The organism is Demequina oxidasica (assembly GCF_000975115.1).
GTDB lineage: Bacteria > Actinomycetota > Actinomycetes > Actinomycetales > Demequinaceae > Demequina > Demequina oxidasica.
The window spans coordinates 1,015,024-1,040,819 of sequence record NZ_BBRE01000001.1; the positions used below are offsets into that span (position 1 = coordinate 1,015,024).

General features: G+C 64.9%; 27 protein-coding genes. 13 read left to right on the forward strand and 14 right to left on the reverse strand.

The features are described 5' to 3' along the window. Positions 1-9 precede the first annotated feature (9 nt). On the reverse strand, positions 10-639 hold the full coding sequence (locus tag AOP77_RS04710) for a TetR/AcrR family transcriptional regulator (RefSeq protein ID WP_062209984.1): 630 nt from the start codon (positions 637-639) through the stop codon (positions 10-12). A gap of 137 nt (positions 640-776) precedes the next feature. On the opposite strand from AOP77_RS04710, the gene AOP77_RS04715 reads away from it, so the two are divergent. Beyond that, complete coding sequence (locus tag AOP77_RS04715; protein WP_062209988.1) at positions 777-2,240, forward strand: MFS transporter; 1,464 nt, start codon at positions 777-779, stop codon at positions 2,238-2,240. A gap of 113 nt (positions 2,241-2,353) precedes the next feature. On the opposite strand, the gene AOP77_RS04720 is transcribed toward AOP77_RS04715, so the two are convergent. From AOP77_RS04720 to AOP77_RS04730, 3 genes are all read right to left on the reverse strand, one after another. Further along, entirely contained in the window at positions 2,354-3,445 is a 1,092-nt protein-coding gene (locus AOP77_RS04720; RefSeq protein ID WP_062209991.1) for an alanine racemase, read from the reverse strand. Continuing rightward, a complete protein-coding gene (locus AOP77_RS04725; protein WP_174435918.1) occupies positions 3,442-4,566 on the reverse strand; it encodes an N-acetyltransferase DgcN family protein in 1,125 nt (374 codons plus the stop codon). Before AOP77_RS04725 ends, AOP77_RS04720 begins: the two co-directional genes overlap by 4 nt. A gap of 148 nt (positions 4,567-4,714) precedes the next feature. Next, a complete protein-coding gene (locus tag AOP77_RS04730; RefSeq protein WP_062209995.1) occupies positions 4,715-5,287 on the reverse strand; it encodes a dienelactone hydrolase family protein in 573 nt (190 codons plus the stop codon). A 72-nt stretch (positions 5,288-5,359) separates the two neighbouring features. Here AOP77_RS04730 and AOP77_RS04735 point away from each other — a divergent pair, with 72 nt between their 5' ends. Continuing rightward, a complete protein-coding gene (locus AOP77_RS04735) occupies positions 5,360-5,683 on the forward strand; it encodes a TfoX/Sxy family protein (RefSeq protein ID WP_062211475.1) in 324 nt (107 codons plus the stop codon). 20 nt (positions 5,684-5,703) lie between these two features. Here AOP77_RS04735 and AOP77_RS04740 read toward each other — a convergent pair whose 3' ends face one another. Further along, positions 5,704-7,296: an ABC-F family ATP-binding cassette domain-containing protein gene (locus AOP77_RS04740; RefSeq protein WP_201774087.1), complete on the reverse strand. Its 1,593-nt coding sequence runs from the start codon at positions 7,294-7,296 to the stop codon at positions 5,704-5,706. Between the two features lie 320 nt (positions 7,297-7,616). On the opposite strand from AOP77_RS04740, the gene AOP77_RS04745 reads away from it, so the two are divergent. After that, entirely contained in the window at positions 7,617-9,458 is a 1,842-nt protein-coding gene (locus AOP77_RS04745) for a cation:proton antiporter (RefSeq protein ID WP_062209999.1), read from the forward strand. 62 nt (positions 9,459-9,520) lie between these two features. Here AOP77_RS04745 and AOP77_RS04750 read toward each other — a convergent pair whose 3' ends face one another. Genes AOP77_RS04750 through AOP77_RS04760 form a run of 3 tightly spaced genes read right to left on the reverse strand, consistent with a single transcriptional unit; the run spans position 9,521 to position 11,138 of the window. Then, a complete protein-coding gene (locus AOP77_RS04750; protein WP_062210001.1) occupies positions 9,521-9,796 on the reverse strand; it encodes a DUF4287 domain-containing protein in 276 nt (91 codons plus the stop codon). After that, positions 9,793-10,770: an SRPBCC family protein gene (locus AOP77_RS04755; RefSeq protein ID WP_062210005.1), complete on the reverse strand. Its 978-nt coding sequence runs from the start codon at positions 10,768-10,770 to the stop codon at positions 9,793-9,795. Before AOP77_RS04755 ends, AOP77_RS04750 begins: the two co-directional genes overlap by 4 nt. A gap of 2 nt (positions 10,771-10,772) precedes the next feature. After that, positions 10,773-11,138 carry an ArsR/SmtB family transcription factor gene (locus AOP77_RS04760; RefSeq protein ID WP_062211482.1) on the reverse strand — a complete coding sequence of 122 codons (366 nt, stop codon included), beginning with the start codon at positions 11,136-11,138 and terminating at the stop codon, positions 10,773-10,775. 183 nt (positions 11,139-11,321) lie between these two features. On the opposite strand from AOP77_RS04760, the gene AOP77_RS04765 reads away from it, so the two are divergent. Next, on the forward strand, positions 11,322-12,401 hold the full coding sequence (locus AOP77_RS04765) for a Fic family protein (RefSeq protein WP_062211485.1): 1,080 nt from the start codon (positions 11,322-11,324) through the stop codon (positions 12,399-12,401). 20 nt (positions 12,402-12,421) lie between these two features. Here the strand turns inward: AOP77_RS04765 and AOP77_RS04770 are convergent, their stop codons facing one another. Both AOP77_RS04770 and AOP77_RS04775 read right to left on the reverse strand, forming a co-directional pair. Beyond that, on the reverse strand, positions 12,422-14,479 hold the full coding sequence (locus AOP77_RS04770; protein WP_062210008.1) for a GMC family oxidoreductase: 2,058 nt from the start codon (positions 14,477-14,479) through the stop codon (positions 12,422-12,424). A 72-nt stretch (positions 14,480-14,551) separates the two neighbouring features. Further along, the gene (locus AOP77_RS04775) at positions 14,552-15,118 is read right to left on the reverse strand and encodes a hypothetical protein (protein ID WP_062210011.1); all 567 of its coding nucleotides are present in this window, start codon (positions 15,116-15,118) and stop codon (positions 14,552-14,554) included. 156 nt (positions 15,119-15,274) lie between these two features. On the opposite strand from AOP77_RS04775, the gene AOP77_RS04780 reads away from it, so the two are divergent. The 6 genes from AOP77_RS04780 (at position 15,275) to AOP77_RS04805 (ending at position 19,735) form a co-directional block, all read left to right on the forward strand. Then, the gene (locus AOP77_RS04780; RefSeq protein WP_062210014.1) at positions 15,275-15,703 is read left to right on the forward strand and encodes a hypothetical protein; all 429 of its coding nucleotides are present in this window, start codon (positions 15,275-15,277) and stop codon (positions 15,701-15,703) included. Further along, on the forward strand, positions 15,700-16,245 hold the full coding sequence (locus tag AOP77_RS04785; protein ID WP_062210017.1) for a hypothetical protein: 546 nt from the start codon (positions 15,700-15,702) through the stop codon (positions 16,243-16,245). Before AOP77_RS04780 ends, AOP77_RS04785 begins: the two co-directional genes overlap by 4 nt. 2 nt (positions 16,246-16,247) lie before the next feature. Beyond that, positions 16,248-16,481: a helix-turn-helix transcriptional regulator gene (locus AOP77_RS04790; RefSeq protein WP_062210020.1), complete on the forward strand. Its 234-nt coding sequence runs from the start codon at positions 16,248-16,250 to the stop codon at positions 16,479-16,481. A gap of 99 nt (positions 16,482-16,580) precedes the next feature. Continuing rightward, entirely contained in the window at positions 16,581-17,282 is a 702-nt protein-coding gene (locus tag AOP77_RS04795; RefSeq protein WP_062210023.1) for a DUF4386 domain-containing protein, read from the forward strand. Next, positions 17,279-18,298 carry an NAD(P)-dependent alcohol dehydrogenase gene (locus AOP77_RS04800; protein ID WP_084622312.1) on the forward strand — a complete coding sequence of 340 codons (1,020 nt, stop codon included), beginning with the start codon at positions 17,279-17,281 and terminating at the stop codon, positions 18,296-18,298. Before AOP77_RS04795 ends, AOP77_RS04800 begins: the two co-directional genes overlap by 4 nt. Positions 18,299-18,376: 78 nt before the next feature. Beyond that, a complete protein-coding gene (locus AOP77_RS04805) occupies positions 18,377-19,735 on the forward strand; it encodes an MFS transporter (RefSeq protein ID WP_062210029.1) in 1,359 nt (452 codons plus the stop codon). A gap of 28 nt (positions 19,736-19,763) precedes the next feature. On the opposite strand, the gene AOP77_RS04810 is transcribed toward AOP77_RS04805, so the two are convergent. From AOP77_RS04810 to AOP77_RS04825, 4 genes are all read right to left on the reverse strand, one after another. Next, positions 19,764-20,114 (reverse strand): putative immunity protein, encoded by a 351-nt coding sequence (locus AOP77_RS04810; protein ID WP_062210032.1) that lies wholly within the window; start codon positions 20,112-20,114, stop codon positions 19,764-19,766. A 98-nt stretch (positions 20,115-20,212) separates the two neighbouring features. Then, on the reverse strand, positions 20,213-20,443 hold the full coding sequence (locus AOP77_RS04815; protein WP_061963314.1) for a DUF6458 family protein: 231 nt from the start codon (positions 20,441-20,443) through the stop codon (positions 20,213-20,215). A 162-nt stretch (positions 20,444-20,605) separates the two neighbouring features. After that, on the reverse strand, positions 20,606-21,178 hold the full coding sequence (locus AOP77_RS04820; protein WP_152649771.1) for a hypothetical protein: 573 nt from the start codon (positions 21,176-21,178) through the stop codon (positions 20,606-20,608). Positions 21,179-21,292: 114 nt separating this feature from the next. Then, positions 21,293-22,216, reverse strand: a complete 924-nt coding sequence (locus AOP77_RS04825; protein ID WP_152649772.1) for a septum formation family protein — start codon at positions 22,214-22,216, stop codon at positions 21,293-21,295. Between the two features lie 107 nt (positions 22,217-22,323). Here AOP77_RS04825 and AOP77_RS04830 point away from each other — a divergent pair, with 107 nt between their 5' ends. The 3 genes from AOP77_RS04830 (at position 22,324) to AOP77_RS12240 (ending at position 25,738) form a co-directional block, all read left to right on the forward strand. After that, entirely contained in the window at positions 22,324-23,259 is a 936-nt protein-coding gene (locus AOP77_RS04830) for an aldose epimerase family protein (RefSeq protein WP_062210041.1), read from the forward strand. Between the two features lie 10 nt (positions 23,260-23,269). Next, positions 23,270-25,495, forward strand: coding sequence for a phage holin family protein (locus tag AOP77_RS04835; protein WP_062210043.1), 2,226 nt, complete (start codon positions 23,270-23,272; stop codon positions 25,493-25,495). 87 nt (positions 25,496-25,582) lie between these two features. Next, a complete protein-coding gene (locus tag AOP77_RS12240; protein WP_152649773.1) occupies positions 25,583-25,738 on the forward strand; it encodes a DUF6131 family protein in 156 nt (51 codons plus the stop codon). Positions 25,739-25,796 lie beyond the last annotated feature (58 nt).

Consider the following 25,796-nt stretch of genomic DNA (forward strand, 5'->3'; position numbering starts at 1 on the left):
TGAAAGGGGCTATTCGCCCGACGGCCGCCAGTACATTTCTAGGATGCCGTCTGTCTGGGCCCCGGTGCAGTAGTTGAAGAGCTCCGCGGCATCGGGCTGCTCGTCCAGCACGTCAGGGATGCGCATCGCGAGGAGCGTGTTCACGAGCATTCCTTGCGCCATGAACTTGGTCGCCTCGCCTGGGCCCATCCCTGCATCGTCGCGCGCCATCCGATAGATGCGTAGGAAGCACTCCCGCGAGCTAGGGCCAAAGGTCGGGTCATGGCCCATCGTGAAGAGGTGCATCAACACCAACAGAATTCCACGATCCGCTACCAGTTGTGCGTAAACCTTACCCAGGATGGCTTGCTTCTCAGGCGCCGTCTCATCGCCATCGAACTCGGCAATTGCCGCTCCGAATCCCGCGGCGACCCGATCCGCAGCGCGCTTGGCGACCTCGACGAACAACTGCTCTTTGGAACCGAACATGCGCACCACGTAGGCCTGCGAGATACCCGCTTGCTTCGCCACGGCATCGGTCGTTCCGCCGGCGTAACCCCGCTCGGCGAACACCACCGAGGCGGCCTGCAGAATCTGTTCGCGCCGGTCCTCGCTACTGAGCCGCGTGGGTGCGTTCGCAGAGTTCTTGGCCATGTCCATGTTGACAGGTTATCAAGTTATTACTACGGTGATCATTAGTTGTAATCAACTGATTACCACCGCGAGGGTTGATCGACCATCGCGTCGGCCCCCTCGGGTTGATACTCAGACAGCTGGATAGTCACAAAGGATCAAGAATGAGTCCCACCTCCCGCAAGCCTCTGGGCCTGATCATCGTTGCGGCCTCGCTGCCGATGTTCATGGCCACGCTCGACAACCTCGTCGTCACCAACGCTCTCCCCGTCATCAAGCAGGACATCGACGCCAGCATCGAGCAACTCCAGTGGGTCATCAACGCCTACTCGCTGTCGTTCGCGAGCATGATCCTGATGGCCGTCGCCCTCGGCGACCGCTTTGGCCGTCGCCGCGTCTTCGTGGCGGGAATCGCGCTGTTCTCCGTAGCATCGGCATTGTGCGCGCTCGCCACCACCCCTGAACTACTGATCGCGGCTCGCGCACTCCAGGGTGCCGGAGGCGCCGCAGTGATGCCCCTGTCACTCGCCCTCCTTGCCGGCGCAGTTCCGGCCGCCAAGCGCAACCTTGCAATCGGCATCTGGGGCGGCGTGGCCGGACTCGGGGTCGCACTTGGCCCGCTGATCGGGGGCGCGGTGGTCGAGGGTCTCACCTGGCACGCCATCTTCTGGCTCAACGTGCCGATCGGCATCCTTGCCATTCCGTTCGCCTACTGGGCCCTCGAAGAGAGCAAGGGGCGGCTCGGGGCCGATGGGCGTCGCCAGCGCATTGACGTCGTGGGAATGTTGCTCGCGGGCGTCGGAGTGTTCGGGGTAGTGTTCGGGATTGTTCGCGGCAACGACGCAGGATGGACTAGCCCTCAGGTACTCGCCGGACTGGTCGGCGGCGCCATACTGCTCATCGCCTTTGTCGCCTTCGAGTCGCGCACCCGCGATCCGCTTTTGCCCCTCGCACTGTTCCGCGACCGCAGTTTCTCTGCGGCAAATGGCGTGGGCCTCACGTTCAGCATCGGCATCTTTGGTGCGGTCTTTATCCTGATCCAGTTCATGCAGGTGGTGCAGGGCAAGTCGCCGCTCGAGGCGGGAGTAATGACCATGCCGTGGACCCTCATGCCGCTGATTGTTGCTCCGCTGAGCGGAATCATCGCACCGCGAGTGGGCACCCGCATCCTCATTGTCGCCGGCACCGCCTTCCAAGCCGCCGGCCTGGCCTGGCTCGCGGTCGTCATGAGTCCGGACGTCGCGTACTCGACAATGGTGCCCGGCTTTGTACTCGCCGGAATCGGAATGGGGCTGGTGTTCGCGCCATCGTCAACGGCAGTGCTCGCCAATATGCGAGGCGAGGACCAGGCCAAGGCATCCGGAACCAACTCCACGATCCGCGAGGTTGGAGTGGCGCTAGGCATCGCAATTCTGGCCGCGGTCTTCACCGGTGCGGGCGGCGAGTTCACGCCCACGGGCTACACCGATGCCGCGATCCCCGCGATATGGGTGGGGGCAGGCTTCCTGGTCCTCGCCACACTCATTGGGCTGATGTTGCCGGAGGGCAAGGGCAATCCAAATGCCGACGCCGATCCCCTCGAGGACACGCACGCCGCGCCTCGGGTACTAGAGGGCACCCCCGCCTAGCCCTCTACGTCCGCACCCTAGATCGCACACTCTCCCCGCCGCGTGTGCGGGGCTTGGGTTTGCAAGTTCCGATTGAGGGTGCGGGCGTTGCTGGAGGTCTGGGGTCGAACGCGCTATCGCTTGGAGGTGGGGCGCTCTGCCGGGATTGCGGCAATGACGCGTTCGGCCACGAACGGTGATGTCATTGCCCTCAGCAGGCACGAGTAGTCCACGCCAAAGCGGATCTCGGTACCCGCGACCATGCGGGCGGGAGTCTCGAGCACAAGGTGATCGCTGCTGGCGGCCAGCACCGTGATGCCGGCCGGAGGAACCAGGCCGCGGGCGTCGACATCCTGTTCGCCCAGGGAGACGATGGTTTGGATAATGGTGCCGCGTTCCCGAGGAGTCGTCACGGCGCCGAGCGCGGGATGGCCCGCCGTTCCCCATGACGAAGACGGCTTCTCGATTGACTCGATGACTGCGCCGACCACGATGAAGGCATCGCTATGGAGGCCCTCGATGGGGGTGCGGGTGAGCGGGTCGGCGCCGAGCAAGATGGCCTCACCAAGGCGCAGGTCGTTGACCCGTCCCACCTGGCCACGGCCGAGCGCCCAGTTGAGGTTCGCCGAGTTTCCACCCGTGACCATCAGGTCGGGGATTCCGAGCTTGCCGGACAGTAGCCCAGCGATGCCGGACAGTTCTTGCATCTGGTCATCGCCAGGAATCACACCGCTGCGGCACGCGAGGTTGGTGCCAATGCCGGCCAGTTTGAGGTGGCGGGTGCGCGAGATGATGCGGGCGAGGTTGAGCACGTCGCTCGCCAGCACACCCTCGCGCAGGTCACCCAGTTCGACCATAAGAACGATGCCGTGGTCCGAGCCTCGCTTGCCAGCGGCGGCCGAAAGCGCGTAGGCGACGTCGAGGTCGCTCACCAAGCTGGACTGTGCAACGGCGACCGCGCGGTCTGCCCACGCGGGGTCGGGGGCGCGCAGCAGCATCATAGGAGCGCGAATGCCCGCCTCCTTGAGTGCCTCGAGGTTGTCGACCCGCGAGTCGCCCAGACGCGTCACTCCGCCACGCAGCATTGCCCGGGCGACATCCGGGGAGCCAAGAGTTGCCTTGGTGACGCCAGTCACCTGGATTCCTCGGCTGCCCAGTCGGTCAACCAGAGAGCGGGTGTTCTGTTCGACCTTGCCCAGGTCGATCTCGATGCGGGGCGCGATCATACGACGACTCGGTCCCCGCGCATCAGCAGGGCCGGGAAGGCGTCAGTGACCATCGTCACGAGGGCTTCCGGCGATCCCCACAGCGCGTCAGTGGCGGGGATTCCGAGCTCGACCTCGTACCCGGCAGCGGCTGCCGTGACCTCTGCATCGGTCATGTTCTCGTGATTGATGGTCAGTCCTATGACTCGTGTCTTTCCAAACAACTCGATGAGCGCGATCTCCGATGCTGGCGTTGGCATAGGACGGTCCGGATAGTCACTCAGTACCCGGCGCGCTGGCGCGTGTTGCATCACCACGGCATGCGGCCTGCTCGCGCGCAAGACCACGGTTGAGCTCAGGTATGCCGGGTGACTCAAGGCTCCCTGACCCTCCACCACGATCACCTCAGGGTGTTCGCCATCCCAGGCGGAGACCACCGCTCCCTCTAGTTCGCCCACCCCAAACTGCGCGGGAATCGCGTCGAGCGCGACTCCGTAGGCAGCGCCCTGGATGAGGCCGGTCTGGCCCGTGCCCACCATCACTGCACGGATGCCAGCGTCATTAAGGGCCTTGGTCAGGATCGTTGAGGTGGTGCGCTTGCCAATCGCGCCGTCGGTGCCGAGCACCGCGATACGCACGCATTCGACCCGGTCGATCGCGCCCGTAAACATGCGCAGGTGCTTGGTGGGGCGCGGGCGGCGGACGTCGTGCAAGGTGACACCCATGGTGCGTGCAGCATCGGCGATCTCTACGTCGTCCTCGAGGAACTCGTGCAAACCGGAGACGATGTCCATGCCTGCTGCGATCGCGCCGAGCACAACGGAGCGGTCCGCGAGCGTCATCAGTCCGGATAGCGGCGCGAGGCCAAAGATCAGCATGTCCGGGCGAATGAGGACGGCCTGCGGCCAGGCGTCGAGTGACGCGATGATGGGGATTCCCGAGGGAACGTCGTCGAGTACCAGACCCGCGTCCTGTCCGGCCAGAGTGCTGTCGATCACCGCGACGATTCGGTAGCGCTCGCTCGCGCGCACGAGGCCGTTAGCCGTCTTACCATCGATGCGGGCGAATTGACCCTCGCAGTAGACCACCGCGGCGGGACGAAGGTCGGCAGGCAGGGTCGAATGAATAGGGGCGGGGTGCATGAAGCGTCCTCGAGATAGCTCAGAGGAGGCGACGGAATCGTTCCGACTTCGTGGCCGGTTCAACGAGAGGTCCCCGCTAAGGGTGTGGGTGTTGCCCTCACTGTACGCCCAGTCGCGCCTGCGGGTTTGCCCGCGCGAATGTACCAGGCTAGAAGCCGTCCAGGAACTCCGCGATTCGCTCAAAGGTAAGTTCGGACGCTTGTTCGTCGTAGTCGTCGTAGTTCGCGAACGCATACAAATGCGTCTCTCCCGGATACGTGAACTCGTCGATGGCGCCGGCCGGTGCGAGTGCTCGCAGTGCGGCGACCTCGTCCTGCTCCAGCCACTCGTCATCACCCATGTAGTGCAGTTGCATTCGCAGGCGCGCAGGCCAGGTGGCGATGCCGAACCACGCCGGAGACATGGCGCCATGCAGCACGACGGCCGCCACAGCATCGGGCTCCTGTAGGGCAAGAATCTGAGCGATCCCCCCGCCAAAGGAGAAGCCGATGTAGACGCGCGGCCCCTCGACGTCGGCCGTGAGCTCGCGAGCCTTCTCCACGTGGCCGACCATGCCAAGGGAGTCGACCCGCTCCACACCCGCGTCAATAGTGTCAAACGTGTCACCGTCGAACAGGTCCGGCACGATCACCTCGTGGCCCTGGCCACGCAGCCCGTCCGCCCAGTCGCTCACGTCTTCAGTAAGGCCTAGCGCGGAATGCAACAACACCACTTGAGTCATGAACGCCTCCTAGCCGGAACTATCTCGATACTAGGTCGGCGCATGAATGCTCGCCAGGTTTACGCTGAACGCATGAGCACTTCTCCGGAGACCATCGCGTACCTCCTTGAGCAACTCGAGCCACTGGAAGCGAGCGCCAAGCCGATGTTCGGCGAGTATTGCCTCTACTTCGACGACAAAGTGGTGGGCTTTGTCTGCGACGACACGATGCTGTTCAGCCCCACCACGGCGTCGGACGGACTGCCCGAGGCGGAGGCCTATCCGGGCTCCAAGATGTACCGAGTCGTGGACGCCGATCTCCTCGAGGACTCGCAGCGCCTACGCGACTTGGTGACCGCCACCGCCGCCCTGCGCCCGGCACGCAAGCCAAGGGCTAAGCGCCCGGCAAAGTCCTAGTCACGTCGCAAAGGTAGCGACTACTCGTCCGCTCGCAGCTCGGCTCCCGCCACGTCCACGACCCGAGTGATCGCAACGCGGCCCACAAAGTCCCGGTCGTGACTGACCACCATCAGCGCACCCTCATAACCCGCGAGCGCCTCGATTAGCGCGTCACGTGACGCGAAGTCGAGGTTGTTGGTGGGCTCGTCGAGCAGTAGCAACTGCGGCGCCGGCCGGGCCAGCAGGAGGCACGCCAGCGACGCCCGGAACCTCTCGCCGCCGGACAGTGTCGCCGCGAGTGCGTCCCCCGCTCGGCCCCGGAACAGGAACCTCGCCAGGCCCTCACGCACCTGATGCGGCGTGGCTCCGATAGCACGGGCGGCGACGTTCTGGACTACGGTAAGCGAGTCATCCAGCACGTCGAGTCGCTGCGGCAGGTAGCCAACGGGCACGTGGCCCGTGGCGCGGCCCGACTCCGGCGGCAATTCCCCAGTGATGGCGCGCAGTAGCGTGGTCTTGCCTGCGCCGTTAGCCCCAGACAGCAGCAGCCGCTCCGGCCCCTGTACGAGCAAGTTCGCCTCTACTCCCGTGCGCAACACTGCGGCCTCTACCGTGACAACCTCCCGCCGCGGCGGCACCCGCGTGTCCGGCAGGTCAACACGGATGGTCTTGTCCACGTCGACCGCGTCCTCGGCCGCGTCCAACTCCGCCCGAGCATCGGCCAACCTGTCCTCGTGAATGCCGGTGACCCGCGCCAGGGTCTGCTGCGCCTGGCGCTTCTTGCCGCCCGCGACAATGGCGGGCATCCCGCTACGCGCCGCCTTCTCTCCCTGCTTCGCGCGTTTCGCCGCACCTTCGACGTGCGCCCGCAACTCGCGGTGCTGCTTGGCGACCTTGGCCGAGGCAGTGCGCAGATTCTGCTGGGCCGCCTCCGCCTCGTCTGCTAGCACCTGCTCGTAGTGGTAGATGTTGCCACCAAACCACCGCATCCCGTGTCGCCGCAGCTCGCCGATGTCGCTGACACGCTCAAGGAGGTCGCGGTCGTGCGTGACCACCAAAGTGGCGCCCGTCCGCGCGGCAAGCGTGCGCGTCACCGCCGCCTTCGCAGGACCGTCCAGGTTGTTGGTGGGCTCGTCGAGCAGCAGCACATCGGGCCGCGCCAGCAGCGCAGATGCCAGGGCCAGCTGGGTGGCCTCGCCGCCGGATACCTGGGCAACAGTCCGCGACAGATCAATGCCTGCCAGCCCGATGCTGGCAAGGGTGGCTTGCGCTCGCGTCTCCACATCCCAGTCGTCACCCACAGCGTCGTAGTGCGCCGGGTCTACGGAGCCCGACTCGATCGCACGCAGGGCAGCGAGAGTGCGGCCGACGCCCAAGGCATCCGCGATTGTGAAGCCAGCCACAGCATCGGCCGCGGTATTGGTGCTGCCTCTGGTGACGTCCTGCGGGACGTAGCGGACCGAGCCGTGGGAGAGCACGTGGCCGCCGGATGGCCTGAGGTCGCCCACCAGCAGGCGCAGCAGGGTGGACTTGCCGGCGCCGTTGGCGCCGACGAGCGCGGTCAGCCCGCCGGACACCGCGCCGGACACGTCCGTGAGCACGGGGGTGCCGTCGGGCCACAAAAATGACAAGTGTGAAAAGGAGAGGAAAGGGGAAGACAAGGAAGCCTCGATCTGGGTCTGGGTCGACGCCGCACGCGCAGGCGCGGGCATATGGACGCATGGCCAGACATCGTGTCTGGCGACCTTAGATCTTCAACGGGGGCTCCTGGAGCTCGGGGACTTTCCAGAATCAATTCTGGATCAACCGCTGCAAAAGCACAAGACCCCCTACGTCCGCTCCCTAAATTGGCCGGCTGTGAGAGTGCTTCAGCACAAACCGCGATCAACAGTGCCGATTTAGGGTGCGGACGTAGCGCGCCGTTCGGGTCGCCACTGCCTAGACTCACCTCATGAACTACATCGCCCTTCTCGTCTTTGTGCTCGCCCTGGGCATGATGAGCCAGCTCGTCGCGAATCGCTTCAAGATCCCGGCGATCGTGGTGTTGATCGCGGTTGGGCTCACCGTGGGACCCTTTACCGGTCTCGTCACCATCCCCTCCGACTCTGAGCAGATCTCGGAGTTCATCGGGCTCGGTGTGGCCGTAATTCTGTTCGAGGGGGCGCTAGACCTCCGGATCGGCGAGTTCCGTCGCGTAGGTCATGGCGTGGGTCGCCTCGTGATCTTCGGGCCACCCATCGCGCTCGCGCTCGGTGCCACGTTTGCTCACTACGTCGCCGGTTTCAGTTGGCCCGTCGCGATCGTCACCGGAGCAATCCTGGTGGTTACCGGACCTACGGTGATTGTCCCGCTGCTGCGCCAAGCGCGCATGAACAAGGACACCGCCTCCCTGCTCAAGTGGGAGGGCATCGTCAACGACCCGGTGGGCGTGCTACTCGCCGTCCTCGCATTCCAGTACTTCACGCTATTCCAGGACAGGGGTTTTGGGGCCGTCGTGGTCGCATTCCTGGTGGTCGCCGCGACCGCGCTCGGTATAGGTGGCCTGGGTGGCTGGCTGATCGGCAAGCTCTTCCGCAGCGGCGTCGTTCCCGCGCACCTTAAGTCGCCGTTGCTCCTGGTCGCGGTGCTCCTGGGCTACGTGCTGGGAAACCTCATCGAGGAGGACGCCGGGCTGCTAGTCGTCACCGCGATGGGACTTGTCATCGGCAACATGAACCTGCCCGACCGCGAGCAGCTCGTGTCCTTTAAGGAGAGCCTGACGGTGCTACTGCTGTCGACTCTCTTCATCATCATTCCGGCGCAGCTGTCCATGGCCGAGCTGCAGCTGATCGACTGGCGTATTGTCGCCTTCGTACTGGTGCTCATGGTCGTGGTGAGGCCCGCGACCGTTCTGATATCTACGGCGTGGGCGCCGATGCGGCGCGAGGACAAGACACTGCTCGCCTGGATTGCGCCGCGTGGAATCGTGGCCGCCGCTACCGCAGGTGTCTTTGGCCCCGCCCTCGTCGAGGCGGGCTACGCCGACGCGGACCAGCTGCTCCCCACCGTGTTCCTGGTGATCATTGTCACCGTGCTCGCGCACGGGCTCACTCTGGGCCCGCTAGCGCGGAAGCTCGGACTCGCCGCCGCGCGTTCTAACGGGCTACTCATTGTTGGCGCGTCAGACTTCACCCGCGACCTCGCGTCCGTACTTCACCGCAACGACGTTGACGTGCTTGTGGCCGACGCCTCGTATCGGAACCTGCAGCCCATCCGCATGGACGAAGTTCCCGTATTCAACGGCGAGGTGCTCTCAGAACACGCCGAGGACTCGCTCGACATCCCCAACCTCAGCTATGTCCTTTGCGCATCAAGCAATGACTATTACAACGCCTTGGTCAGCCGCGCGATGGGCGGCGAGTTTGGCTTCCACCGCACCTTCCAGCTCACTACCCACGAGGAGTCGTTGCACGAAGCCAAGCGGCTCACGCTGCAACAGCGCGGCTCGTTTGCGTTTGACGGTAAGTCGGATTCCGCCATCCTGCAGGAACGTATGGATGCTGGGTGGAGCATCCACACCACCAAAATCACCAAGGACTACGCATGGGCCGATGCCCGTTCCCGTTTGGAAGCGGACACGGATGGGGACGGGTGGATGCTGGTGGCCGGGTGCTCCGGCGACGGGACGTTCCGCCTCGAGTCCCTCGAACACCCGCTCAAGCCAGAGGCGGGATGGCGTGTGTTCTACTTCGCGCGTAACAAGGTCTCGCCGCGCCCTGCGGTCATCGCAGACGCTGAACAGCCGAACGAGTAGCCGCAACTGGCGGTGCGGGGCTGCGGTCGGGGTGACGAAGCCGGGTCTGGCGAGGCGGCCACCTAACGCCCTAGTTTGGCCCTCACGTACGCGACGACCGCATTCGCGTGGCCGTGGCCCATGCCGTGCTCGGCCTTGAGCCAGGCCACGGTCTCCGAGTGCTTCTCCTCGGTGGGGCGAGACGCAACCACGTCGAGCCAATCCTGGATGGGCTTGCCGTAATTCTTCTCGATCGACGGGAAATATGAAGCGGGACCCTGCACCGGACCCCCCGACAGGTTGGGGGCGGGAACCCGACAGTCGGCGCCGCCGCCAGCCACGGCATCGGCGGTGGTCATGATCCAGTCACCACGGACTCGAGACGTGCGTAGCTGGTCTCCATCCCATCCGTCATGCCGGTCGCGAGGACCATGTCGCGGACCTCGGCGCTCGGATAGGTGATGACCAGGCTGAGCAGCGTGCCACCCTCAATGGTTGTAAGGGTCATCTCGTTGAGCGTGCTCGGGTAGTCGGTATCGATCATGTGCTCAGTGGTGACCGAGCGGTGCGGGGCGTTGGACTCGAGCAGCTCACCGTCGAACCCGAACGCGCCCTCGCCGCCACCCTCGGGCTCCCACTCGTAGCGGTATGTATCGCCCACATTCTGGGCGATCTGGCACACCGGCATGATCCAGCCGTCTGGGCCTAGGAGCCACTGCTGCATGAGCTCGGCGTTATTGTGCGCCTCCCAGACCTGTTCCTTGGAGCCACGGATGATGCGCGAGACGCGGACCTGAGTGTCAGACAGGATGTCGGCGTTGGTACCGCCGCCGGCGGCGAACGATGCGAGGTCCGCGAGGACGTCGTCGATCTGTCCCATCGCCTGAGTCATGCCCTCCTCCATGCCCATGGCTAGCAACTGCTCGAGCTGGTCTGCGGATCCGAAGTGAGTGACGGTCGTCAGCCGCGAGCCGCCGTCGGTGGCCTCGAATTCGAACGTCATGCGCATCGACGGCATGTCGGTGTTGTTGGTGCCGTCCTCGTTGGAGAAGCCATCCTGCACCTCAAAGCTGTGCGGCGCGTCTACGCGCAAGAAATCCCAGTGGCCCGGCGACTTCTCGCCGTTGGGACCGGTCATGACGTAATCGGTGCGCCCGCCCGCCACCATGTCGTGGCGCGTGAACTTGGCCGGGTAGGTGGGCGGCCCCCAGAATTGCTCGATCTGGCGCGGGTCGGCGTAGGCGTCCCACAGGCGCTGCAACGGCGCGGCGAAGTCGGCGATCACCGTCATGGTGAGGGCTTCTGGATCCTTGGTGACTGACGTGATGGGCATGACTACTCCTTTGGTGCTGCGTTGATGGGGTGGGGATCTTGAGCGAGCAGGTCGTCCAGGCGGCCGATGCGGGCGCGCCAGATTTGCTCGTATTGGTCCAGCAGGTTTTGGGCCCGGCGGATGGCGTCGGGGTTGCCGCGAATCATGCGCTCGCGGCCGCGCGGGTGTTTTGTCACGAGTCCCGCTCCTTCCAGGACTGCCACGTGCTTTTGCACGGCGGCGAAGGACATGTCGTAGTCCGCCGCCAGTTCACTGACGGAGGACTCGGCGGTGAGCGTGCGCCACACGATGTCACGGCGCGTCGCATCGGCCAGAGCGTGGAAGATGCGGTCCACGTCTGCGTCGGAGAACTCAGTATCTACAACCATTTGGTTGTACATTACACCCGACGCGGCGAGCGCGCAAGAGATTGCGGCCATGCCCGGCTTCAACCCAAATCGCCGCACAATATCGCCAACTGCGGTGTGTCACATTTCTTGGCACAACCACCGAACGTGTAAAAAAATCGCGACTTTCTTTACATGTTTCAACTACTGTGCAAGAGTTTTGACATGACCTCTTGGGATGCGAACGAGCCGTACAACACCCTTCCGCCACCGCCGCCAGCTACCGACCTAGAGACTCCAGCAGTGCTCAAGGCAGCCATAGGCGCAAACGCTTCATTGGCGCGCCTCGACCAGGCAGCATCCTCGATGCCGAACCCCACCGTACTCATCAATACGATCCCGCTCCTCGAAGCACAGGCGAGCTCCGAGATTGAGAACATTGTCACGACCACTGACGCCTTGTTCCAGCACGCCGAACACGACGCAGGTGCAGACCCAGCGACGTGCGAAACCTTGCGGTATCGCACGGCGTTACGTATCGGCTCTGAGCTCACCGAACAGCGTGGCGTGACAACTAATACCGCAACAGCAATCTGTAGCGCGATCAAGGGCGTCGACATGCGGGTGCGCACTCTTCCAGGCACCCGCATTGGAAATCATCAGTCCGGGAAGATCGTCTACAGCCCACCAGAGGGACAAAGTGTGCTCAACGAGAAGCTCTCCGAGTGGGAGCGGTTCATCCACACTGAAGACGACCTCGACCCTCTCATCCGAATGGCTGCAGCTCACTATCAGTTCGAAGCCATCCATCCCTTCAGCGACGGTAACGGTAGAACTGGGCGCATCCTTAACGTCTTGTTGCTCGTCGAGGCTGGCCTCCTCCAGTACCCACTGCTCTACCTATCGCGGTACATCATCGACACTAAGGATGAGTACTACGCACGTCTGCTTGGCGTCACCGCCGAAGGCGCCTGGGAAGCGTGGCTCACTTACCTGTTGACGGGCATCGACCAGACCTCGAGAGCGACGGTGGCCAAGATCGGCGCAATCGTGGAACTTCAGAATGTATTCATGCACGATGCTCGCGCGGCTTTAGGCGGTCCCGTTGACGTGGAATTTCTAGCGGTGCTCTTCGAGCAGCCCTACGCTCGCATTGGGACGGTTATTGAGCGGTGTTCCGTATCCCGACCCACAGCCACAAAGTGGCTCAATGCACTCGTTGACGCCGACATGCTTGTCAGCGCAAAGATTGGCCGCGAGAGACTGTTCATCAACTTCCGGTTCCTCCGCCTGCTGAGAGGCTGACTTCCTGCCACCCAGGTCGACTATTGGGAGAGCTCGCGGACCAGATCATCGGCGATGCGCATGGCATTGGCCAAGATGGTCAACACGGGATTGACCCCGCCGTTGGTCACGTGGGTGGAGCCGTCGATCACACGAAGGTTGTCGTGACCCCAGACTCGCCCGTGAGGATCGGTCGCCGACCGAGACGGGTCCGTGCCCATCCGCGCGGTGCCCGCCTGGTGCTGGCCGCCGCTGGGCCCGGCGTTCGCTGGACGCGGCTCCCACGGGACCACTGTGGTGGCACCCGAGGCCCGCAGCCACTCGCCGGCGCGGTCGTTGAGGAAGCGCTGCGTGCTGATGTCCAGGGCGTGGACGCCCCCACTGAGCCTGGCGACAGGCATGCCCAAGGCGTCCTTCACCGATGGATCAAGGGTGACGCGGGACGATGCCACGGTGAGTTCGTGAACTGGCCCGACCACGCGCTGCATCCGTGGCGACAGCCTGGCCAGGTCGCTCATCATCTCCTCTCCATGCCAGCTCGCCAGGCCCGCATCCTGCAGGTAGGACAGCGTGCTCGCGGGAGTGGGGACGAACTCGTTGGCCAGCATGCCGCCGCCGACGATTCCCTCGTTGCCGTGCCTGAAATCGTTGGTCGCGATGGCGGGCCCGGGACCCACGAAGTCGTTGACGTCCTCGTCGAAGATCCCCAGCGCGCCCCCGTAGACATGACCTTGGAGGTGGCGGCCCACCTGGTCGTGGCCGTTGCCAATTCCACTTGGTTCACGCGCGGACCGGCTTGCCAGCAACAGGCGCGCGCTCTCGATGGCCCCCGCCGCCAACACCACCTGGTCGGCGCGCACCACCGTTTCCCACGGGCTGTCGGTCCCTGCCTCCGCGCCCGCAGCGCACAGGCGCACGCCCACCACGCGACCGTCACCGTCGGTGACGAGCTCCGTCGCCTGAGTGTCGATCACGATGCTGAGACGACCCGTAGCGGCGGCACCCGCGAGGGTCGTGTTCTGCGAGCCCGACTTGGCGCTCACCGGGCAGGCAAAGCCGGGGCACTGTGCGCAGGCCACGCACGCCGCCCGGCCAGCTCGCTCAACCGAATTAATGAGCAAGGGAGGGGGCAGCGTCGCCCACCCCAACCGGGCAGCACCGTCGCGTAGAAGCTCAGCCGGCCGCGTCATCGGCAGCGGGGGCATGGGAAAGGGCCGCGAGCGCGGACCCTCGGTATGCGCGGAACCAGGCGCACCGCTCACTCCCAGCTCGTACTCAGCCCGGGTGTAGTACGGCTCCATGTCGTCGTACGTCACGGGCCAGTCCGCGAGCGCGCTGCCGTCCGGCACCCCGTAGGTGCTGGCCATGGCGAAATCCTGCGGCGTGAACCGCCATGCCTGCGCCCCGTACACGCGGGTCCCTCCGCCCAGGGTCATGGCGTTGTTGTTCCAGCGCGGGTCGGTGGCGTCGACGGTCGCCGCCTGGGCGTTGAGTGCCACCCGCGAGTTGCTGGCAATGGGCGGTCCGGTGAGGACTTCGAGTCCCGAGTCCGACCGCGGATTGCGCAGATGGTCGCTCGCAAGGTCTGCGGTGGGCGGTGCCGATCCGCGCTCGACGACCAGAACCTGCAGCCCCGCCTCAGTCAGTGCCCGCGCGGCGACGCCGCCGCCCGCTCCGGAGCCGATGACGATCGCGTCGTAGTTGCTCGCGACCGCGCCGCGGGGGACGATGCTGTCGCGGACCTCGGCGGGCACGTCGCCACTCGGCGTGAAGTCGAGGGGATACGGCCGCCAGCCGACTGACTCCCACGAGGAAGGTCGCGCGAGGTGACCGTGTGCGACGAGGCGGGCGAGGCGACGGAAGCCAGCATCGGCCGTGAGGGAGTCGAGCGCGGCGGTGCGGGCAGCATCGGACGCGGCGGCGAATCCGCCCGTGCGGCGGTCCAGGTCGCTGAGAACTCTCGCGAAGTCAGGAGCCCACTCGGGGTGGTCACGGGTCAGCGCCTCGGCGACGATCGCGCCTGGGTGCGTCGCGGCGGGGACGATGGCGCGGGCCACGGCGCCCAACAAGGCGTCGTCGAGCAGTGCGTCGTCAGTCACGGTCTCATCGTATGACGCAGTCGTCGGACGAAGCCGACATGGTGAGGAGGCCTCACCTAAGAAGCAGCGCGGCTAGGAGGCACCTGCGATGGGCCCGCCGTAAAACGCGTACGACTGTCCGCGCACAATCTGGCTAACGGCCTGCTGCTGGGTGTCGAACTGCTGGGCGAGGTCACTCTGCGAGGCTCCCTGACTGAAGAGGGTGCGCATGCGAATCACGTCGTGCTCGCTGAACTTGCGCCCGGGCTCCTCGGAACGACCCTTGCGGCGTCCGCTCATGATCGAGTGCACGGTGTGGATCGAGACGCCGAGCTCGACTGCGACGGCGGCACGGGACTCGCCGCCTGCAACCCGGGCGCGGATCTCGTTGACCTGCTCGGTGGACATGGGCGGCTTGCGAGGGTGCACTTTGGAAGGCGGGGTCTTCATGGTGTCCGTCGAGGACTTCCGACTTGCGGGGACCTTGATGGGACCACCGGCCGCCACCCGCGTACGTCCCAGTACGAGGGCCGAGACAGTGTTCTGGCTCACGCCGAACTCCTCCGCAAGCTCAACCTGTCGCGCGCCGGCTGCATACCGCTCGCGCAGGTCCACCACCTCGGCATCGGAGAGCCGCACTCCGCCTGCTGATCGCGCCATAAGAACCCCTTGCCCGGTGCGTCCGTGTCCAACGCCTCCCCTCACAGTAGTGAAGCACGAGACGAACAGAGCGCGCCTCGATGTAAAGAACTCTTGACATTGAGCCCAAGGGGTCCTACCTTGGCAATGTAAAGAAGTCTTGACATCGGAGGAATCATGTCGTTCGAGCATCGCCAGCAGGTCATCGGCCTCATCCTCGGCTCGCTCCTGTTCATTGCCTATTGGGCAGTCATCGTGGTGCGCGCCGCTAGCGACGACTTCCCCTTTGCCCAGGTTGATTGGCAGGGGCCGATGCTCTGGGCGCTGATCATCGGGGGCGCGACCTTCGCGGTCACTTACGGAGTCTCGCGCTTTCGCGCACGGGGCACACCCATCTCCGACGAGCGCGACACTGTCATTCTGATGCACGGCGAGGCTGCCGGATCCGGCATCGTGGGCATGACAGTGCTGGCCACGCTGATCATGCTTGCCTTGGACGCGGACACCTTCTGGGTCGCCAACGTTCTCTTCGTGGGCACTTTCCTGGGATCACTTGCCACCTCCGGTGTCACCATCGCGGGATACCGGAACGGAGAGCCAGCATGACCGACCAGCAACGTTTCGCGAAAGACGGCGCCAGCGAGTTGTCAGAACCCCGGGCTGCCATGCCTTACAGCGAGCGCAACGTCTGGGCGTCCGCAATCGCGACAACGGTTGCCACCGCTGCCTACTTGATTGTGGTGATCCCGCGCGTCATTGCAGGTCCGATCGACGAGGTCTCCTGGGAGATGCCGATGCTGTGGGCCATAGGCGGCGCAATCATCGGCACCATCGTGTTTTCAATACTCGGCGCAATCGGCAGCGAGGTCAGCGGTCAGGTGGGCGCTGTCGTGTGGTCAGCAATGACCGGTCGCTCCGTCGGTTTCGAGGCGCCCCTGCACCAGGAGGACATCCGCGACCGCGAGATTAGTCAACTCGGAGAGCGCACCACCATGTCCATCATGGCGTCCAGTCTGTTCATGATATTGATGCTGGCGATGCTCGATACGGATAGCTTCTGGATCGGTAATACGGCGCTCTTCGTTGGCACGATCGGTACGCTGGCGGGCGCAGGGGTCAAGATCCGCGCCTACCGCCGAGGCTTCTGAGCATGGGAGGCAAGGCCACCACCCGGGTCACCAACAACATCCGAGCGCTTCGTGCTCAGCATGGGGACATGACGCAGGCGGGACTCGCGGCCAGCATCGGCGTCACGCGCCAGACGGTCATCGCGATCGAGCAGGGCAAGTATTCGCCGTCCCTCGAGATGGCGTTCCAAATTGCACGGGCATTCGAAGTCCCGCTTGACGAGGTCTTCGCCTACCCCGTACCCGAGGGGGCCTAGCCATCTCAACGGTCCCCGCCCGCGCTCGCTAAGAGCCCCCCTCCTCCAATCCTTCGCCACACCACCTCTGCTTTGCTCACCCAAAAACAGGAGACAGTCATGCCCCACCTCAAGCGCACCGCCCGAATCACCGGCCTGCTCTACCTCGGCCTCGCCCTTACTGGAATGCTCGATTTTCTGGTCATTCGCGGCTTGCTCTTCGCACCGGACGACGCGGCCGCCACACTCGCGAACCTCGTCAACGACCCGACACTCGCACGGCTTGGCATCGCCGCCGAACTCGGAGTGGTTCTCACCCAGTCGCTGACGGCCGTGTGGTTCTACAAGCTGTTCAGGACCGCGAACAGCGTTGCCGCCGGCGCCACGGCCGCCTTTGGTCTGGTCAACGCCGCGGCAATTCTTGGTAGCGCGGCCTTCCTTGCGAGCGCACTGGCGGTCGCCGGCGATCCGAGCCTCGCACCAGGGGGAGATTCCGCGGCAACAGTGCAGCTGATGTACACGATCTCCGGCTACTTCTGGGCCGCCGGTGCGCTGTTCTTTGGGCTGTGGTTGATTCCCATGGGGTTCGTTGCCGCACGTTCTGGTTGGATGCCGCGAGCGCTCGGCTTGGTGCTCATGGTCGGCGGAGCCGGCTACGTCGCCAGCGCCTTCACCGCCGCCCTGCTGCCTTACGCCACCACCCTGACTGACGCCCTCACCGTACCGGCCAGCATCGGCGAGTTCTGGATGATTGGCTACCTGCTGTTTGTAGGGGTGCGCTCGATCGCCGGTGTCACGCCTACGGATAGGGTCGTCTCATGAGCAGCGAGGCTTCCCCCGCAGCATCCGCCCCAACGATGCGCGCGATGCAGTTTTTGGAGTACGGCGCGCCCGCCGACGTCATCCACGAGGCGCGGGTGCCCATTCCAGAACCTCGCCCGGACGACATCCTGGTGGAGGTCAAGGCCGCCGGCGTGAATCCCTACGATTGGCACTTCTACCGCGGCGACCCCTACATGATTCGAGCCACCAGTGGCCTTCGGCGCCTGCGCCATCCTCGCATCGCCGGGGCCGACTTTGCCGGCGTCGTCGCCAAGGTGGGCGAGAACGTCACCAACTTCAGCATCGGCGATCGAGTTTTTGGCGAACGGGGCGAGGGAGGTGCCTTGGCCGAGTTCGTCGCAGTGCCGGCGGAGAACACGGCGACGATGCCGCTAACCGCATCTTTCGAGGAGGCGGCCGCCGTGCCCATGGTCGCGCTCACCGCCTCCTCCGCGCTGCGCGACGTGGGCAAGCTCTCACCTGGCCAGTCTGTGCTGGTCAACGGCGCATCGGGCGGAGTGGGCGTCTTCGCCGTGCAACTCGCCAAGGCATGGGGCGCCTCCCGCGTGGTGGGCGTGTGCAGTGGTCGCAACAAGGAGTTGGTCCTCTCCCTGGGCGCCGATGCCGTGGTCGACTACACGAGGGAGAACTACTGGGAGGGCGGCGAGGAGTACGACCTGCTGGTCGACGTCCAGAACTCGCAACCTCTGCGACGCTCCCTCAAGGCAGTCAAGCAGGACGGCACCTACGTGATTGTGGGCGGTGGCGGCGGCAAGTTGATGGGCCCCGGTGGACCCGTGATGCGCGCCATGGCACAGGGTCTCTTCAAGCGCCAGCGCGTGGCCGCGGTCTTCGCGCAGTCGCGCGGAGAAGACCTGGCGCGCGTCGCATCGTTGATCGATGATGGCAAGGTCACTGTGCCATTGGAGAAGGTTTACGACTGGGCCGACACCACAACGGCGATGGAGCGGCTGGAGTCCAACCGCGTGAGCGGAAAGCTCGTGGTCCGCATCTAACAACCGGCGTCCCCCCAGGCGGGCGTAACGTAGAGGCATGCCCCAAACGCCCTCACACTCGCACCGCGGGTGGGGCGCATGAGCCGCACCTTCGCGTCCCTCAGCATCTACAACTACCGACTGTGGTTCGCCGGCGCGATCGTCTCCAACGTGGGTACCTGGATGCAGCGCGTCGCCCAAGACTGGCTGGTACTGACCGTCCTCAGCCAGGACTCGGGCGTCGCAGTCGGTATCGTCACCGCATTGCAGTTCTTGCCATTCCTGCTGCTGACCGCCTGGGCGGGAGTCCTGGCGGACCGGGTGGACCAACGCAAACTGCTGCTGTTCACCCAAAGTGCGTCGGCTGCGCTTGGAATCGGGCTAGGGGCGCTGGTCCTACTCGGCCACGTCCAGCTCTGGCACGTCTACTTGTTCGCCCTGGCGCTCGGCATCGTGTCCGCGATCGACGCCCCCGCGCGCCAGACGTTCGTCGCCGAACTCGTCCCCACCGAGAACCTGCCGAACGCCGTGGGCCTCAACAGCGCATCGTTCAATGCGGCCCGCCTGGTGGGGCCGGCAGTCGCAGGCCTCGTGATCGCGTGGCTGGGCATTGGCTGGGTGTTCATCGTCAACGGCTTCACCTTCATCGCGACCATCATGGCGCTACTGGCCATGCGCTCCTCGGAGCTTGCCGGGGCTGAACGTGCGCCGCGTAAGAAGGGGCAGATCCGGGAAGGCTTCCGCTACGTGCGGCGGCGGCCAGACATCATGGTGGTGCTCATCATCGTCTCCATCGTCGGCATGCTCGGACTCAACTTCCAGCTCACCAGTGCACTCATGGCGCGCACTGAGTTCGGCATGGGCCCCAGCCAATACGGAATCTTGGGGTCAGTGTTGGCGATCGGCTCGTTGGCTGGCGCGCTGCTTGCCGCCCGGCGCTCACGGGTACGGGTACGGCTTGTCATCGGCGCGGCGTTCGGGTTCGGCATCGCCACGGCCGTCAACGCAACCATGCCCTCCTTCACCCTGTACGCGATCACTTGTATCCCCGTGGGCTTCGCCGCTCTCACCATGATCACCTCGGCCAACGCTATGGTTCAGACCACTACGTCGCCGGCCATGCGTGGTCGCGTGATGTCTCTGTACATGATGCTGTTCGTGGGCACTACGCCCATCGGCTCACCTATCGTCGGTTGGATTGGCGAGGAGTTTGGTGCACGGTGGGCGATCGGCGTGGGGTCCATCGCCGCCCTGCTGGTCTCCATTGGCGCCGCGGTCTGGGCCGTGCGCTACTGGAAACTTGACGTCAGCTACCACTTGCACAAGCCGCGCCTCAGGATCACCTACCCACCCACGGATGCAGCGAGGGACGCCGCCGATGCCGACCGCCGAGCGCGCGAGGACGCCAGCAGCAAAATTCGCAGTCAGCAAATCGAGGACAAGCGCTCCCAGGCTTGATTCTCCGCGCGGGACCACTCGTCGCCAATCAAGCCATCACAGGGTGGCGATGCGCGAGCTTCTCAGCCTTGAGCGCCAAGTCCTCCGCGCGCTCGGCATGGGCGGCGACATACGCGGTAGCCGCTGCATGTCCGGCGGCCCGGGCGGCAGCGCGCGCGGACTTGGTCCGGGCATCGGCCGCAGCTGAATTCGCCGAGAACGCGGCAGCGCGTGCCTCGCTTACGGAAATCCCCCCATGGGCCCAGGCACGGATCGCCGCGATGGCGTCGCGGGGCCGATGGTCGCTCGAGTCGTCGAGCTCAAAGAGGTACAGGACGCGACCGGCTGCGTTGGCGGCTTCAATCGCCAACGTGCGGTGCTCGTCGTCGTGGACGCTCATGTTTCTCACCGTACGCCTGAACGTCGCATCACGCTGAGTGAGAATGCCGCCGCCCCGCCGCACTGGGCGACGGGGCGGCAACGAGGTCGCAGCGACCTCTAGTTCTCGATGTTGTTCTGGTGCGTGTCAACGTGCTTTTCAACGCGCTCGGTGTGCACCGTGTTGCTGCGCTGAGAGCTGACGATGAGCGAGATGATGATCGCCAGGACACCCGCACCCATGCAGATGTAACCAATCATCACGAAGTCGACCGAGTCGACGTTGTCCTTGACCGCAAACGCCATAATCGCGCCTACTACCAGCAGAAAAATGCCTGAACCGAGTGCCATGCGCATCTCCTTTGAACTCGCGCCATCGGGCGGAGACGTGCGCCGCGGTGACGCCCGTCGTAACTCCGCCGACGGAATCTAGCATGACGCTAACAACGCCGTTTTGCCGGGTGATATTCCAGATTCCTCAGACTAGGAGCGAGATATCAGGCACGATGCTGGCTAGCGCATCTGCGCCGGGTTGTAGGTGGCGTACTCCGGCACCGGCTGGTCGGCGTTCGCTGCGGCCTTTGCCACGATGGCCGGGAGCTCGTCGGACTTCTTAGTAAAGCCGCGCCACTTCACCAGGAACGGTGCCAGCAGGAAGCCGTAGACCACGTGAACTACGGCCTCGAACGGCTGGTTCGCGATCTCAAAGACCGGGTAGAACAGCGGCACCAGCAGCAGGAAGTTGAACATGTAGATGACTAGGCCGTAAAAGCCCGCGAGTGCCACACGAGAGGCGTTTGACTTGAACTCCGCGGCGAGCAGTCCGAGCAGGGCGCCATAGGTGACGGACAGGCCGACGTGGACTGCCCACCCCACGGCGAGCGACGTGGTGCCGGCGGCGAAGTACTCGTCAGGCTGCACGATGGTCGCGATCATGTGGATGATCGTGTCCGCTGGCACCCCTGCGTCGGCAAGGAACCACATTTGGAAGAGCCCAAAGATGACTCCGGCGACGAGGCCGCCGATGGCACCTCGCAGCATCATGTATAGGTGACCGTCCCATTTGGACGTAGGTGCCTCAGACATTTTCTTACCCCTCGAGCGATGTGGTGGCGCGCCTGCCGCGCTAACAGTACTTCGGTCTGAGGAGGCAGGCGGATTGGTTGGCGCTCGGATGGGCACAGCGAACCGAGCCACGGGCTAGTACCTCAGCACCAGACTTTCGGACACCTGTCCTTGAACTGGTCCTACCGCGCACTGGTATTGGCGCACACCCTCCGCCCACACCTCGGCACTCGGCACGTAGCGAATAGTGGTGAGCTCCAACCCGCTTTCGCTGTCGATGGCGGCGACGAGGGAATCCGCGTGACAAAGCGTGTCCGTCACTTCCCACAGTGCCTGCTCCCCTGGGTAGGGCTCATCCGTGAGAAGGCCCACGTGAAACGCCTGCGCGATGTGGGGCTCGGTACAATCCACGATTGCAAACCCGTAGACGGTGGCCTCGTCTAACCCGCTCGAGTCCGACTCGTTGAAGCACTCGCCAACGGCGACCGAGTCGACGACATTCGGTCCCTTCAACAGCGACAGTGCCGGGAGCAGAAAGGCGGCGCCAAGAATCAGGCCGAGTGCCATACTCACACCGCCGATGGCGATTCCAGCCATCGACAAGCCACGATTGGTGGCATCACCCGCCTTGGCGGAACGCAAGCCGGCCCATCCAAACAGGACCCCCAGGAGGCTCAGTCCTAGCAAGCTGGTGACGAGGGAAGCGATGCCCTGCCAGTTCTTGGACGAGTTGGTGCGCACTCCCCACGACCCGCCCTGAGCACTCGACCAGTCGAACTCCTGCGCTCCCGCTGCTCCCAGGCCCACACCAATGCCGGCGCCTGACCCGTATGCGGTGCTAATTCCGTTGCCCACGCTGGGGCCGCCAAATCGCGGGTCGCCGCCGTAAGAGGGCTGCTGACTGATGGGGGCACCCATCTGAGGTGCGTAGGCCGGCGTCGAGTCGGGATTCGGGACCGACTCTGCCGATTCGAGCGACCGGTACTCGCCTGCCAGTTCAGGCGGCAACTCTTGCGGCTCAAATACCACTGGCTCGCGGCTCTCGTCGTCCTGCACCATTGCGCCCCCCTCAGGCTTCTCGAGCGACACTCTATCGTTGCTTCGCCACGCATTCTAGAGATCAGAGGGTCCATTCTCGAGGTGCCACCGTGCGCTACCGTCGCAGTATGAGCACCTCCCCTACTGTCATCACCATCGAGAACGACCACTGGCGCGTGGGCTTGGTGCCCGCCACCGGAGGTTCCGTTGCGTTTGGCCAGGTTCGCATCGATGGCGACTGGGTAGACGTGTTGCGCCCCACCGCCGAGGAGGATCGCGGCAATCGTTCGGCGTGCGCGTCGTTCCCACTGGTGCCGTGGTCCAACCGCATCCGCGAGGGGAAGTTGCTGTGGCAGGGACGCACGTATCAACTGCGCACCAATCCGGGTGACGGCACCGCGCGTCACGGAGCCGCCATCGAGTACCCGTGGGCGGTGGTCGCGCAGTCGGCCAACTCTGTGACCCTGGAATTCACCTCACGCGACGTCTACGGCGTGAACTTCCCGTGGACCTTCACCGCGCGCTTCGAGTACACGCTCGAAGGCGACCGCTTCACATGGGGACTATCCGTGACCAACACCGACCACGAAACCTTCCCTGCGGGCCTGGGCCATCACCCGTACTTCCAGCGCCACCTCGCACTGCCCGACGGCACCGAGTCGGCGGCCCCTCACCTGCAGATCAACTGCGACCAGAGCTACCAGCTGATCGACGCGCTCCCTGAGGCCGCTGCCGTCCCCATCGCGCCGCGAGCCGATTTCCAAACCAGCCGCGAGCTGGGCACCGGCGTAGTGGACGACTGCCTCACCGGCCGCACCTCACCCACCGTCGCCGTCATCGAGTACCCGGGCAAGCTGGCAGTCACGATGCGGGCGGGCGAACTGCTGTCCCACGTGATCGCCTTCGCACCGGAAGGCAAGCCCTTCTTCGCGGTCGAGCCTGTCACCAACGTCAACGACGCCTTCACGCTGGACGCGCAGGGAGTCAAGGGCACCGGACTGTTCCTAGTCCAGCCCGGGGAGACGCGGCACACGGAGTTTTCTCTGACCGCGTCGAACGTCTAAGCGCACCCGGATGAGCAAGAACGCCGGCGGCTCCGCGGCCCCCACGAGCACAGCGCGTACGGCACAATCCGTCGCCGATGCCATGGTTGCCTCAGGCGTCGGGCACGAGCGGTACTCGCGCGGCAGGGGCGCGGCCGATGTACTGATCCGCGCTGTTGCGATGGGACTGACCGTCTGGATCTCCCCCGGCATCACGCAAACGTCGTGGTGGTCGCTGCCCCTTGCGGTAGCGGCCATCGTGGCTGCCAGTTGGGCGCTCCGTCCACTGCTGGTGCGCATCGCGGGGCTGTTCGGCTGGATTGGCGCACTCGCGCTCGCCCTGTTCGCCAACGCGGTGTTCGTGGGCGCGGGGCTATGGCTAACGCCCGGCATCGAGACGTCGAGCGTCACCGCGGCAGTCGTCGCCTCCTGGGTCTACGCCTTGCTTCTCACCGTGATTGCCTGGTGCTTCTCCGTCAGCACCCAGGTCTACCTCATGGTCCATGCACTGAGGATGAGCTCCAAACGGCAGGGCTCCGCGCGCGGCAAGGACGATGCCGCGCAATCGGGACGGTCGCGCATCGAGGATCCCGATGTCACTGGCGTGCTGTTTGTTCAACTAGACGGCGTGCCCGCCCCCGTGCTCCGCGGCGAGATTCGCGCGGGCAACCTGCCGACGCTCAGCCGCTGGATCCGGTCCGGTTCGCACAAGCTGGTCGAGTGGCGTGCCGAAGTGCCGTCCACCACCCCCGTCAGCCAGGCCGGCATCCTGCACGGCAACAACGACAACATCCCGGCCTTTAGGTGGTGGGATCGGTCGCTGGGTCGCCTGGTAGTCGCCAACGTACCGGCCGATGCCGCGCTGATCGAGGAACGTGTGAGCAACGGCCGCGGACTGCTCGCCGACGACGGGGTGTCAATCTCCAACCTGTTCTCCGGCGACGCGGCCGTGGCTCAGGTGACGGTCAGCGGACTGCGCAACAAGACCGAGGGGCTGGGACCAAGCGAGTCCTACGCGTCGTTCTTCACGCACCCGGCCGGCTTCCTGCGTGCTGTCATCTTGTCCATCGGCGAGGCATTCAAGGAACTGTTTCAGGCCCGCCGCCAGGAGCGACGCGACGTGCGACCCCGGATCAAACGGGCCGGCAACTACGTCGCATTACGCGCCATTACCAACGTGTTCCTGCGCGACCTCAATGTGGCGCTGATCGTCGAAGCCATGATGGCTGGACGCAAATCCATCTACGTGGACTTCGTGGACTACGACGAGGTCGCCCACCACGCCGGCGTGACCCGCCCCGAGTCGCTCGCGTCGCTCTACGGCCTGGACGACGTGATGCGCGGCCTCGAGGCACTGGCCGACTCCGGCGCGACTCCAAGGCCCTACAAGATCGTGGCCGTGTCTGACCACGGCCAGAGTCAGGGTTCGACGTTCCTGCAGCGCTACGGGATGAGCCTCGAAGAGTTCGTCACCGCCCACATCGACAATCCCGATGCGCCCAAGCAAGCTCCGGTGTCCGGCCACCACGTCGAGGCCAGCACTGCCCGCCACGAATCCGAGCAGTGGGGCCTGGCGAATGAACTAGCCACCGAGTTGGGCGGCCAGTCGAGCGTGACGGGCCGGCTGACCCACCGTGCACTCGCGAAGGACGCGGCCGCGCCGGCCGCGCCGACCGAGGGCTTGGACCGTCCGCGCATCGCCGTGGTTGGCTCGGGAAACTTGGGCGGCATCTGGTTCGCGCAGCACACCAAGCGCCTCACCCTCTCGGCCATCGAACGCGGCTACCCCGGACTGGTGGAGGCGTTAGCGACTCATCCCGGCATCGGCTTCCTGGTAGTGGCGACGCCCCACGGGCCCGTCGCGATCGGCGCTGCCGGTGTCGTGAACTTGACCACGGGAGTCGTCACGGGCACCGACCCGCTGGCCGCCTTTGGGGACGATGCGCGGGCTGACTTCGCGCGCGTCGCCGAGTTCACGGACGCCCCAGATATCTACGTGAACTCGCTCTACGACGCGGACCTTGACGAGGTCGCAGCGTTCGAGGAACTCGTGGGCTCGCACGGCGGGGTGGGGGGCTGGCAAACCCGACCCCTGCTCGTCTACCCGAGCGAGTGGAAAATCTACGGTGCGCTACTGGACGACCGCGGCCGCCTGAGCGGTGCGGAGACTGTGCATCGGCAACTCGTCGAATGGCTCGAGCAGCTCGGCCACCGGCAGACCTTGTCGCAGGCGGCTGAGGAGCGCGACGCGCCGTAGCGACATCTGAGGGCCCGTGACCGCACTTGCCCGCCCCAATCTCCTTAGAATGGGTTCGCATTACTCAACTTCTATTAGGGAGTTCACATGATTATTCTGGGAGTCATCCTCCTCCTCATCGGCTTACTTCTGCCGGTGCCCTTTCTCGCGACCATCGGTGGAATCCTCATCGTCGTCGGACTCATTCTGTGGATCCTTGGTGCGACGGGCCGCGCCGTGGGTGGGCGCAAGCACTTCTGGTGAACCACCGATGCTTCACCGCGACTCGGTAGCTCTCTGCTGAGTCGAACGGCGTACCGGT